Annotated in this window: 11 protein-coding genes; 1 reads left to right on the plus strand and 10 read right to left on the minus strand. The window is 46.0% G+C overall.

All coding sequences use genetic code 11. From position 1 onward, the window contains the following. Positions 1 to 8 precede the first annotated feature (8 nt). The 10 genes from prmA to gpr form a co-directional block, all read right to left on the minus strand. Positions 9 to 956 carry a 50S ribosomal protein L11 methyltransferase gene (gene prmA, locus BC8716_RS20070; RefSeq protein ID WP_094428573.1) on the minus strand — a complete coding sequence of 316 codons (948 nt, stop codon included), beginning with the start codon at positions 954 to 956 and terminating at the stop codon, positions 9 to 11. A gap of 23 nt (positions 957 to 979) precedes the next feature. After that, complete coding sequence (gene dnaJ, locus BC8716_RS20075; RefSeq protein WP_094428575.1) at positions 980 to 2,098, minus strand: molecular chaperone DnaJ; 1,119 nt, start codon at positions 2,096 to 2,098, stop codon at positions 980 to 982. A 157-nt stretch (positions 2,099 to 2,255) separates the two neighbouring features. After that, entirely contained in the window at positions 2,256 to 4,082 is a 1,827-nt protein-coding gene (gene dnaK / locus BC8716_RS20080) for a molecular chaperone DnaK (protein WP_094428577.1), read from the minus strand. 18 nt (positions 4,083 to 4,100) lie between these two features. Further along, positions 4,101 to 4,682 (minus strand): nucleotide exchange factor GrpE, encoded by a 582-nt coding sequence (gene grpE / locus BC8716_RS20085; protein ID WP_094428579.1) that lies wholly within the window; start codon positions 4,680 to 4,682, stop codon positions 4,101 to 4,103. Positions 4,683 to 4,786: 104 nt separating this feature from the next. After that, on the minus strand, positions 4,787 to 5,815 hold the full coding sequence (hrcA, locus tag BC8716_RS20090) for a heat-inducible transcriptional repressor HrcA (protein ID WP_094428581.1): 1,029 nt from the start codon (positions 5,813 to 5,815) through the stop codon (positions 4,787 to 4,789). 91 nt (positions 5,816 to 5,906) lie between these two features. Then, positions 5,907 to 7,073 carry a radical SAM family heme chaperone HemW gene (gene hemW, locus BC8716_RS20095; RefSeq protein WP_094428583.1) on the minus strand — a complete coding sequence of 389 codons (1,167 nt, stop codon included), beginning with the start codon at positions 7,071 to 7,073 and terminating at the stop codon, positions 5,907 to 5,909. 219 nt (positions 7,074 to 7,292) lie between these two features. Further along, positions 7,293 to 9,116 carry a translation elongation factor 4 gene (gene lepA, locus BC8716_RS20100; RefSeq protein ID WP_094428585.1) on the minus strand — a complete coding sequence of 608 codons (1,824 nt, stop codon included), beginning with the start codon at positions 9,114 to 9,116 and terminating at the stop codon, positions 7,293 to 7,295. 70 nt (positions 9,117 to 9,186) lie between these two features. Continuing rightward, positions 9,187 to 9,534, minus strand: coding sequence for a hypothetical protein (locus tag BC8716_RS20105; RefSeq protein ID WP_094428587.1), 348 nt, complete (start codon positions 9,532 to 9,534; stop codon positions 9,187 to 9,189). Then, the gene (locus tag BC8716_RS20110) at positions 9,531 to 10,709 is read right to left on the minus strand and encodes a stage II sporulation protein P (RefSeq protein ID WP_094428589.1); all 1,179 of its coding nucleotides are present in this window, start codon (positions 10,707 to 10,709) and stop codon (positions 9,531 to 9,533) included. The genes BC8716_RS20105 and BC8716_RS20110 overlap by 4 nt, the downstream gene beginning before the upstream one ends. 98 nt (positions 10,710 to 10,807) lie before the next feature. After that, positions 10,808 to 11,926, minus strand: coding sequence for a GPR endopeptidase (gene gpr, locus BC8716_RS20115; RefSeq protein ID WP_094428591.1), 1,119 nt, complete (start codon positions 11,924 to 11,926; stop codon positions 10,808 to 10,810). Between the two features lie 195 nt (positions 11,927 to 12,121). Between gpr and rpsT the strand changes: the two genes are divergently transcribed. Next, entirely contained in the window at positions 12,122 to 12,388 is a 267-nt protein-coding gene (rpsT, locus tag BC8716_RS20120; protein WP_011246495.1) for a 30S ribosomal protein S20, read from the plus strand. Positions 12,389 to 12,458: the final 70 nt, after the last annotated feature.

The raw sequence follows: 12,458 nt of genomic DNA on the forward strand, positions 1-12,458 counted from the left end.
GCACCTGCCTACGCTTGGCTGGGTTTTTGCGCAACAATCGCTACCCAGTCGTCCAATTCGTTCACTTCTTGAACCGTAAAACCTGCTGCCTTTAATGCCCCTTCGACAGCTTCTCTTTTGCTAGAGATAATTCCAGAAGTTAAAAAGAGCCCGCCTCGTTTGACAACACGGTAAGCATCGGCCGTAAACTGCAAAATGACTTCTGCTAGAATGTTGCTAACAAGCACATCAGCGCTTTCGCTAGCAACACCGTTTAGGAGATTGCCTTGCTGCACATCGACAAAGTCACTAGCGCCGTTTAAGGCCACATTCGCCTTCGCGCTATTCACAGCTACCTCATCCAAGTCCAACGCTGTAATCGCCTCGGCGCCGAACTTCCATGCAGCAATCGCAAGTATGCCAGAACCCGTGCCAACATCGATGACCGCATCCCCTTGCTTGACCGCATGCTCAAGAGCTTGAAGCGACAGAATCGTCGTTGGATGTGTTCCAGTGCCAAACGCCATCCCTGGATCTAATTCGATGACGATTTCCCCTGGACGAGCGCTATACTCTTCCCATGTCGGCACAATTGTGACTTGCTCCGTTACTTGAACGGGGTGGTAAAAGCTCTTCCATGCCGTTGCCCAGTCTTCTTCTTTTACTTCTGTATAATCCATTGTCCCGTGGCCAATGTCAATTTGAAAGGAAACGAGATTATGGACGCGCCTTCTTACTTCAGCAATCGTTTCCTTAAAAGTGGCGCCCATTGGAAAATAGGCTTTAACCATCACACCTTCATCTGGGTAATCCTCAGGGGAGAGCTCATACACCTCCCCATACTTTACACTCCACTCTGTCACAAGGTCCTGGGGATCCTCAATCGCTACGCCTGCGGCACCTAATTCATGGAGAATATTTGATACAGGCTCCACCGCTTCCTGCGTCGTATGGACGCGAAATTCAGCCCACTTCATTTGTTCGGCCACCTCGCTTGATCTCAATCGCCTTTGAAAGCACGGCGCAGTTTGTCAAAAAATCCGTCATTTTGCTCCTCTGGCCTTCCGCCGCTCATACCGGCAAATTCACGCATTAATTCTTTTTCATTTTCAGTTAAATTTTTGGGCGTTACGACACGGACTTGCACATGCTGATCGCCTTGGCCGCGCCCATGCACATTTGGCACTCCTTTTCCTCTCAGACGGAAACTAGTGCCTGTTTGCGTGCCTGCTGGAATTTTTAATTTAACTTTCCCAGTCAAAGTTGGCACTTCAATTTCATCACCTAGGGCAACTTGGGGAAAGGTGAGCGGTACTTCACAATAAATGTCTTCTCCATCACGTTCAAAAAATTCATGTGGCTTCACTTGGAAGACGACGTAAAGGTCGCCTGGAGGGCCCCCGTTTGCACCAGCTTCACCTTGTCCAGCTACACGGAGTTGTTGGCCATTATCAATTCCTGCTGGCACTTTAATATTGATTTTTTTACGTTTCCGCACTTTGCCTTTGCCGCTGCATGTAGAACATTTTTGCTTAATGATTTTTCCAGTTCCTTCACAATAGTTACAAACACGGCGATTGACAACACGGCCAAATGGCGTGTTTTGCTCAACATTTAGTTGACCAGACCCACCGCAATGGGAACAAGTATCTGGCTTTGTACCAGGTTTGGCTCCTGATCCATGGCACGTACCGCATGTTTCCTCACGGGGGATTTCAATTTCGGTTTCCTTGCCAAATACCGCTTCTTTAAACTCCAATGTCATCGTATATTGAAGGTCATCCCCTTGGCGCGGTGCATTTGGATTGCGGCGCCCACCTCCGCCGCCAAAAAACATATCAAAAATGTCGCTAAAACCACCAAAATCGCCACTTGCGCCGGCTCCTCCAAACCCTTGGTTTGGATCTGCATGGCCAAACTGGTCATAACGGGCTTTCTTTTGGGGATCGCTCAATGTATCATAGGCTTCTTTTACTTCCTTGAATTTCGCCTCAGCGTCCTCTTCCTTGTTGACATCAGGGTGATATTTTCGCGCTAGTTTTCGATATGCTTTTTTTACTTCTTCTACTGAAGCATTCCGGTCTACGCCAAGCACTTCATAGTAATCTCGTTTGCTCACGTGCAGTTTCCCTCCCGACTGAAGCTGTCTATCGCTTCACGTTTTCTCACATAACGTTCATCATACCACCATATAAAGCGCCGTTCAATCTCAACGCTTTTTTCAGAGAAAAAAGCCAAAGCCACTACTGACTTTGACTTTCTTCCATTAAGCAAGCTTATTTTTTGTCGTCGTCGTTCACTTCTTCGTAGTCTGCGTCAACAACGTTGTCGTCTTGCTTATCTGCACTTTCATTGCCGCTGTCTTGTTGAGCTTGTGCCGCTTGCTCATACAACTTTGTCGTCAAAGCAGTGACGATTTCTTGAAGTTCGTCCTTGGCAGCTTTAATGTCGTCTGTGTTGTCGGCTTCAAGTGCTTTTTTCAACTTGTCTTTCGCCGCTTCGGCTTTGTCTTTTTCTGCTTGATCAACATTGTCGCCTAAATCTTTTAACGTTTTTTCAGTCGAAAAGACGAGCTGATCTGCTTCGTTACGCAATTCTACTTGCTCGCGACGCTTTTTGTCCGCTTCAGCATTTGCTTCGGCTTCTTGTACCATTTTATCAATTTCTTCTTCTGATAGGCCTGAAGAAGACGTGATTGTAATCGATTGTTCTTTGTTGGTTCCAAGATCTTTCGCCTTAACATTGACAATGCCGTTAGCGTCAATATCAAATGTCACTTCAATTTGCGGAACTCCCCGTGGTGCTGGCGGGATGTCTGTTAACTGGAAACGGCCAAGCGTTTTGTTGTCGGCAGCCATTTCCCGTTCCCCTTGAAGCACATGAATATCAACGGATGGCTGATTGTCAGCAGCTGTTGAAAACACTTGTGATTTTGACGTAGGAATTGTCGTGTTGCGTTCGATTAGTTTTGTGAATACGCCGCCCATCGTCTCAATTCCAAGGGACAATGGTGTTACGTCAAGAAGCACAACGTCTTTAACATCACCAGTCAAGACACCTGCTTGCACTGCAGCCCCAAGCGCTACTACTTCGTCAGGGTTGACGCCTTTATGAGGGTCTTTGCCCGTTAGCTTTTTGATTGCCTCTTGTACAGCCGGGATACGAGTCGATCCACCAACAAGGACGACTTTGTCGATGTCCGATGCGGACAGACCAGCATCGGAGAGCGCACGGCGTGTTGGGCCAAGCGTCCGTTCTACAAGGTCAGCAGACAACTCATCGAATTTCGCACGAGTCAATGTTAACTCTAAGTGCTTAGGACCTGTTGCATCAGCAGTAATAAATGGCAACGAAATTTGCGTTTGCGTAACGCCAGATAAATCTTTTTTCGCTTTCTCGGCAGCATCTTTTAAGCGTTGCATCGCCATTTTATCTTGCGACAAGTCGATGCCATTTTCTTTTTTAAACTCTGCTACAAGATGATCCATGATCACTTCATCAAAATCATCGCCGCCTAGTTTGTTGTCGCCAGAAGTGGCTTTTACTTCGAAGAAGCCGTCTCCTAGCTCTAGGATGGAAACGTCGAATGTTCCACCGCCAAGGTCATAAACCAAAATTGTTTGGTCATCTTCTTTTTCAAGACCATATGCAAGAGCAGCAGCTGTCGGCTCATTGACGATACGGTCCACTTCAAGGCCAGCAATTTTGCCCGCGTCTTTTGTCGCTTGGCGTTGGGAGTCATTAAAATAAGCTGGCACGGTAATGACCGCTTTGGTAACTTTCTCGCCAAGATATGCTTCTGCATCGGCTTTTAACTTTTGCAAAATAATCGCTGAAATTTCTTGAGGGGAGTAACTTTTCCCTTCAATATCTACTTTGTAATCAGTACCCATATGGCGTTTAATGGAAATGACCGTATTTGGGTTAGTGATCGCTTGGCGCTTTGCCACTTCCCCAACGAGACGCTCACCATCTTTAAAAGCGACTACAGAAGGCGTTGTCCGGTTGCCTTCTGGGTTTGGGATAACGGTGGCTTCGCCGCCCTCCATTACGGCCACACAAGAGTTTGTTGTCCCTAAGTCAATACCAATAATTTTGCTCATGCGTCGTTCCTCCAAGTCCTATTGATTTACTTTCACCATTGAGTGACGAATCACTCGGTCTTTTAGTTTGTACCCTTTTTGAAGTTCCTCAACAATTTGGTTCGGCTCATAGCCTTCCTCTGACACTTGCATTACTGCTTGGTGGAGATGTGGGTCGAACAGCTCACCTTCTGTAGGAATCGGTTCTACCCCTTCTTGTTTTAATGCTTCTTCTACTTGGCGGTACACCATTTCCATTCCTTGGAGCAATTGTTTTGCTTCTTCATGTTTAGGTTCGACCAACAAAGCGCGTTCGAAGTTATCAAGTGCAGGGAGCAATTTTTCAATAAAGCCTTGGGCGCGGTATTTTGCCTGCGCCTCTTTCTCCTCTTTCGTGCGACGGCGAAAATTTTCATAATCAGCACGAACGCGAGCGAGACGGTCTTTTAATTCATTTAGCTCTATTTCAAGAGGGTGAACCTCTGGCTCTTCTTGTTCTTCAACTTCACTTCCGCTATTGTTTTCAGTCTCTTCTTGCTCAGCGGAATCGCCGTGGCCGTCTTCTACTTTTGTTTGTTCTGTTTCTTCTGTTTGCAGTTCCTCGTTCTTCTCTTCTGCCACGTTTGTTCACCTCCTGTAAAATCATCGTCTATAGCTTGCGGGCTTTGCACATTTGCCCGCGCCTTCTATGTATAGCAGCAGATGACTGCTGCGTATACGAAATACTAACGTTCAAAACCAGTTAACCGCTTTGTCAAGTCTTTCGACAAGGAGTCAACCACTTTAATCATCCGCTTATATTCCATTCTTGTCGGACCGATCACGCCTAGCGTCCCGACATGGCGGCCGTCAATCGCATAAGACGCTGTAATGACACTGCAAAACTCGAACGCTTCCAGTTCGTTTTCTTGGCCAATCGAAACATGGAGCCCATCTGTTTGTTGTGCGCGCAGCCACTTTTGCAATAAATTTTCCTCTTCAAGTGTTTTATAGAGAAGCCTCATTTTCTCAACATCTTGAAATTCAGGCTGTTCCATTAAATTGGTTTTCCCTGAGAAGAATAGTTTCTCTCCAGAAGCGGGAACCATTGACTGCTGAAGCATATGGAGTATATGTTCGTAGTTGTTAATATGCGCTTTAAAAAGTTGGGCAAGTTCTGTATTCAACTTCCGTTGCAAAGAAGACAACGGCGTGCCAACGAGGCGCTCATTTAACAAATTGACCGTCCGCTCTAAATCGGAAGGCGTAACATTTTCATCCACTTGGACAAGCCTGTTTTCAACATGCCCGTTTTCGCTTACAAGGATCACAACAGCCTTTTGGTTGCTCATCGGGATGATTTGTATATGGCGCAAACGTTCATTTATCGATTCTGGGCCAAGTACAATCGACACATAGCTAGTCATTTCTGACAAAATCCGCGCCGATTCTTGGAATACCTCTTCCATTGCCTGGAGCCTGGCTGTTGTCAGCCTGGAAAGGCCAGCTCGCTCAGCTACAGTCAAACGGTGCGGCGACAATAAATGGTCGACATAGTACCGGTACCCTTGTTGAGAGGGGACACGGCCAGCTGAACTATGGGGTTTTTCCAAAAATCCCAGTTCTTCGAGATCAGCCATTTCGTTCCGAATCGTTGCTGGACTGTATGGGATATCCTCTCGTTTCGAGATGCTGCGCGAACCAACCGGCTCAGCAGAGCGAACATAGTCGTCAACGATCGCATGTAACACCAACAGTTGTCTTTCCGTTAACATCCCAGCACCTCCTGTTAGCACTCAAATGCAACGAGTGCTAATACTATTGATACACTATCAAACAGGTGTCCATTTGTCAATGAAAAAACGCTTAATGATCGTCTTGCAGCTCGCTGTCTTCTAAAACAGCCACAAACAATGCAAATGCTTCATTCCCAAGCAACAATCCATTTTCTGTCAGACGAATAACGTGGTCGTTTTCTTCTAGCAGCCCTTTTCGTTTCCCTTCTGCGATTTCTTTGGCAAACAGCGACTCCACTTCTAACCCATAACGCGCAAAAAAATCAGCTTTATTTACACCGCTACGAATACGGAGCCCTAAAAAAACAGCTTCTTCTAAACACTCGGCCCGACTGACGACATGGGTTCGCAACCGCGGCTCTCCAGTAGCCCACACAGCCTCAATATATTTTGCAACGGGATTGATATTTTGGTAGCGCACTTGATTTTCATAGCCAGAAGCACCGGCACCAAAACCAGCGTATGGTTCATTGCGCCAATAGACAAGATTATGTTTGCTCTCATAGCCAGGTTTGCCGAAATTGCTAATTTCATACTGGTTAAGGCCAGCTGCTGCTGTTTTTTCCTTAAGCAGCTCATACATCGCTACATCATCGTCTTCAGGGGGCAAGTGGAGCTGCCCTTTTTTGTAACGGTTATAAAAGACAGTCTGTTTTTCAATTTTTAAAGCGTAAGCGGAAATATGTTCTACGTCTAAGGACAAAGCGCGATCGACTGAGCGTTCAAAGTCTGCAACTGATTGGTTTGGCAAGCCGAGCATTAAATCAATAGATAGATTAGTAAATCCTAATGAACGGGCCTTGCGAACAGCTTGCTCCACCCCTTCGGGCGAATGGGTTCGCCCAATATCTGTTAACAGCTTTTGGTTGAATGTTTGCGCGCCTATGCTTAAGCGGTTGACACCGTAACGTTTCATAACTCCGAGCTTATCCTCATCAGCGCTGTCTGGGTTCACTTCAACTGTCCATTCTTCGAGTTCGCTTAAATCAAAAAGGCTCTCTATCGCTGAAAACAGTCGTTCTAGTTGTATAGCCGTTAATGCTGTCGGCGTGCCCCCACCAACATAAATCGTCTTCACTAGGCCATCTCTTCGACGGCTTCGGGCTTGTTTCATTTCTTCAATTAAAGCGTCAATGTAGGCATCGACAGGCTGGTTTTCAATAAATACTTTATTAAAATCACAATAATGACAGATATGTTCACAAAACGGAATATGCACATATAGCGAGTGGCTCACGCGTCTCTCCTCCTTGCTCATTTAAGTGTCCTTTCCTCAAGCCTACCCTTGGAGGAGGCGTAGCAGCCCCAGCAAATTTGTAGCAAAAGGAATTGATTTGACAGAAAAAAGCCGACCTCCTAAATACAGAAGGTGGCCTCTACGTATTTTCGTTTAGAGGTCGGCTCTTTTACGGCCGGAAGCGGGCAATTCTATAAGGGCATCATGCACAAGCATTGCTTACTTGTCGTCCATGCGCAGTACAGCCATAAAAGCTTCCTGTGGAATCTCGACGTTTCCAACTGCTTTCATTCGCTTCTTGCCTTCTTTTTGCTTTTCAAGAAGCTTTCGTTTACGGGAAATGTCGCCGCCATAACATTTAGCTAACACATTTTTGCGGATTGCTTTGATCGTCGAACGAGCGATAATTTTTGTGCCAATACTTGCTTGGACAGGCACTTCAAATTGCTGGCGCGGAATTAACTCTTTCAGTTTTTCGACGATCACTTTCCCTCGTTCATAAGCAGAATCGCGGTGGACAATGACGGACAAGGCGTCAACTTTCTCGCCGTTCAATAAAATGTCCATTTTCACTAATTTTGATTGTCTGTAGCCGATCAGTTCATAATCAAAAGAGGCATACCCTTTCGTATTCGATTTCAATTGATCAAAGAAATCGTAGACAATTTCCGATAAAGGGATCTCATAAATGATTTGTACGCGGTTTTCATCCAAATACTGCATGTCCACAAAAATGCCGCGCTTGCTTTGGCAAAGCTCCATGACTGCACCAACATAGTCATTAGGCACCATCACAGTCGATTTGACATACGGCTCTTCGACATGGTCCATTTTTTGGGGATCAGGCATATTTGTCGGGTTGTCAATCTGAATCGTATTGCCGTCTGTAAGCGTCACATGGTAAATAACCGATGGCGCTGTCGTAATTAAGGAAATCCCAAATTCCCGTTCAATCCGCTCCTGAATAATTTCCATGTGAAGCAACCCTAAAAAGCCGCAGCGGAAACCAAAACCAAGTGCTTGTGACGTTTCTGGTTCATACTGGAGAGAAGCATCATTCAGCTCGAGGCGTTCCAACGCCTCGCGTAGATCGTTGTAATCATTTGTATCGATTGGATAAAGGCCGCAATAGACCATCGGATTCATCCGACGATAGCCAGGCAATGCCTCTGGTGCTGGATTGACGGCGCTTGTTATCGTGTCGCCGACACGAGAGTCGCTGACATTTTTGATCGCTGCCGTTAAAAAGCCTACATCACCTACAGTTAATTCTTCGCATTTGACTGCTTTTGGCGTGAATACGCCAACTTCATTCACTTCAAATTCCTTCCCTGTTTGCATCATCCTAATTTTTTCGCCTGGACGAACGGTGCCCTCGACGATACGGATATAAGCAATGACGCCACGGTATGGATCATAGAGCGAGTCAAATATTAACGCTTTAAGCGGTGCCGTTGGATCGCCAGCAGGGGCAGGCACTTTCTCAACGACCTGTTCCAAGATGTCTTCAATGCCGATGCCATTTTTGGCAGAAGCCAGTACAGCATCGGAAGCATCAAGGCCAATGACGTCTTCCACTTCTTTTTTCACACGTTCTGGCTCTGCGCTTGGCAAGTCGATTTTATTAATTACAGGCAAAATTTCCAAGTCATTGTCTAATGCCAAGTAAACGTTGGCGAGTGTTTGCGCCTCAATTCCTTGGGCGCTATCAACGATAAGAAGCGCCCCTTCACAAGCAGCGAGGCTGCGGGACACTTCATAAGTAAAATCGACATGTCCTGGCGTATCAATTAAATGAAAAATATACTCGTTTCCATCTTTGGCTTTGTATTTCAATTGGACTGCGTTTAGCTTAATCGTTATGCCACGCTCGCGTTCCAAGTCCATTGCATCAAGCGCTTGTTCTTTCATTTCACGGTCAGTCAATGCCCCGGTCCTTTCAAGGATGCGGTCTGCCAATGTTGATTTCCCGTGGTCAATATGGGCGATAATCGAGAAATTTCGGATTCTCGACTGCCGCTCAAGTCGTTGGTCGTTGTTCATTTTTCTTGACTCACCCCTAAAATGCGTACATGTACACTGCCCCTTATTATAGCAAGCCAATGGCGGCGCTTCAATAAGAGCTTTCAGCGGATTCGTCATGGCGTTCGCTTTCTTTATTGATCCCATTGCGCACTGCTGTCATCAGCCCCTCTAAACCGCTTCTCGCCGCAGACTCTGCTCCGCTTGCAAGCGTTAATCCCAATTCAGAAAAAAAGTTCGTCGTGCCAGCAAATTCTGCGTCTGCTACTGCAGGTGTAGGAGGAGGGGCCGGAATTTCCTTATCAGGCTCTTCCTTGTTCAGCTCAAGTGGTTTGGTTTCGCTTAAGCCGGCGTGTTCGCTCATAAGCTGGACTCCGAGCATCATGCCAAACAGCATGCACACAATAAGCAACACCCCGAATTTCCCCAAGCGCTTCATTCCCTCTCCCCTTCTTTCTCGTTATAGTAGTAATCAGCGAACACTTCAGCAAACGCATCGATTGAACGGTACGCTTCTTCAAGCGAATTGTCGACCCCACCTACTTCGAGCAAAATCGAATTGGCGAACAAATCTTGGTTAAACCGCCCATTTGTACTTGCTCCACTCTTTTTAAAGACGCCTCGGCTTAATGACGGGTAAATTTCCTCTAGCTTTTTATGAAGCTCGTTTGCAATTTGCAAATTCGATTCAAAATCAGCGTAGTTTTGGCCGACGACAAAGAATGGACGCGCGAATGTTTCGCCATTTATCGTCACCGTTGTTTTATCTCTTCGGATCGAATCCCTGTGCAAGTCAAAGAAATACATTAAGTCGTCGTTTTCAGCTTTAGCTGACTTAATAAATTCACGAGAAACGTCATAAGAAGCCTCATATCCTAATCCACGTTCCACTAACGTTGCCTGGACATCGCGCTCCTCTACTTGCGCGTAAATGCCATGTTGTTCCAACGCTTGCTTTAAACGATCCGCTACCATTGTCATATTGATCTCCTTGTGCGTCGCTTTATTGGCGTTTTCTGTATCCTCAATCTCCAATTCAGGAAAGAATGATTCATACGTATGGGTTGTGCCAATGTACACATCGACCACTTTGTCTTCGTCCGCTTTGTTTGCTTGCTCCGCTTCTTTTTTCTTCGCTGCTTCCTCTTCCGCCTTTTTACGGTCAAGCGCCTCTTGTTTTGCTTTCTGTTCGCTGGCGAGCAAATCGTCTGGCGGCGATGATTCAACAGGCAAACTTGTATAATCAGTGCCTTCACCGGCAATATGAATGGTCGTGTCAAACAATGAAAAACCAGGAAGCTCACGACCAAGCAGGCTTCTTGGATCATCTGGGTTGATGCTTGTCGTGATCGCAAAAAACAACGAGCCTAACGAAAACGAATGACTTTCCTCGTCAGGCAACGCTTCCGTAAAAACGCGGTTTTCTGTGCCCATCAACTTTAGGAAATGTCCCCCGCTTAACGTGGTTGTCCAATTTGCGAGCGCACGGGAAGAGAATGTTTTGCTTGGCCCTGATGACACCAATACACTCGTGCAAAGAAAGACCGCCATCAACGTAATGACCAAGCTAGCTGCAATACGCATAAGGCGCGAATGTGGTTGGCCTTGTTTCATATTTGACGACCTCCCCTGTTGTGCTTGTCCTTCCATCTTATGTATCAAAGGGAGGCCATAGAACAGAAAAGAAAGCAGGCGATACCTGCTTTCTATCATTAGTAAGTATAAGCGCCGACGTTTTTTTGATCGACTTGGCCATGTAAAGCTGCATTTAGCCCGCCAGCCACTACATGGGCCATGTCTTCAATAAAGACGTCTATTTCTTTTGGCGTTACCATTAAGTTATGGCCAAGGGGAGCGAGTACTTCTTGGATCAATTGCCGCTTTTCAGGGCCTTCAAGCCCTCCGACCATCCCCATAATGGCTTGTCTGCCCTTTTCATCAGGCAAATCTTCATCGGTTAATTGCCGCTTTTCGCCAAACATCATCCCAGCTGGCGCTAGCCTTTTTGACGGCTTATTGCCTTCACGCATTTCTTTGCCCAAATGTTTCATCACATAATCAATCGCATCGGACGTAATCGTCACAGCGTCTACGACCGTAGGAATGCCGATTGCAATAACGGGAATGCCCAGTGTTTCTTCGTTCATTGCTTTGCGGTTGTTGCCGACGCCACTCCCTGGGTGGATGCCTGTATCTGCAACTTGAATGGTTGTATTTACCCGCTCAATGGAACGAGAAGCAAGAGCGTCAATGACAACGACAAAGTCTGGTTTTGTTTTTTCAATAACGCCGAAAACAATGTCGCTTGTTTCAATCCCAGTCGTCCCCATCACGCCTGGTGTCAATGCACTTACTGGTCGGTAGCCCTCCTCTATTTCTTCGGGAGCCAATTGAAACAAATGCCTAGTAACAAGTAATTCTTCTACCGCCAATGGTCCTAGAGCATCAGGTGTCACATTCCAATTGCCCAATCCAACAACTAAACAAGTGTCCGAGTCTTTAATTCCTTTATTGCGTAAAAAAGCAGCAAACTCTTTTGCAAAGATGCGTTCGATGTTGTCTTGGAGGGCCGTGTCTTTTTTCCTTATTCCTTGCGCTTCAAACGTCAAGTAATGGCCAGCACGTTTATTTAACCGTTTCGCCCCTTCCTCCCCTATTTCTACAGTGGTAATTTTAACGCCTTCCACCGTTTCCTCTTTTACCACTACGTCCGTTACCGCACTTGAGCTTTCTTCACCGGTTTTTTCACGTTGTTCTTCAACCGCCATTTCGTGCGCTTCAAGCGCTAAATCCGTTCTAATTTGAAATCGTTCCATATTTAAATCAGGCATCTAAAACCGCCTCCTTTTTATCAGTGGACTACTTGTATTGTCTCTCACGCACGAAAAAACATTCGCCCCTTTTGCAAGCTGTTTCCCTCGTTTGTATTGCAATGGGCTTCTAGTTTTGATAAAATGCAGATTGTTGTACTAGCGCTTAATGATGGCTATAAGTGGAATAAGCCATTTAAGTTGGAGGTGAAATAAATGCCAAATATTAAATCTGCGATTAAACGTGTGAAAACAAACGAAAAACGCCGCGCGCAAAATGCTGCGCAAAAATCAGCGCTCCGCACAGCAGTGAAACATTTTGAAACTGCTGCAGCAAATGGGGATGTAGAAAAAGCGCAAGCTGCGTTTGTTGAAGCATCGAAAAAGCTTGATAAAGCCGCTACAAAAGGTCTTATCCATAAAAACGCTGCATCCCGTCAAAAATCGCGCCTAGCGAAAAAGTTGAACGGATTGTCTGCTTAATAAGACTTGCTAGATCTCGGGCGTTGCCCCGTGATCTTTTTTTATGGCAAAACAAAAAGCCTTAGACGCT

The organism is Shouchella clausii (assembly GCF_002250115.1).
Lineage (GTDB): Bacteria > Bacillota > Bacilli > Bacillales > Bacillaceae_D > Shouchella > Shouchella clausii.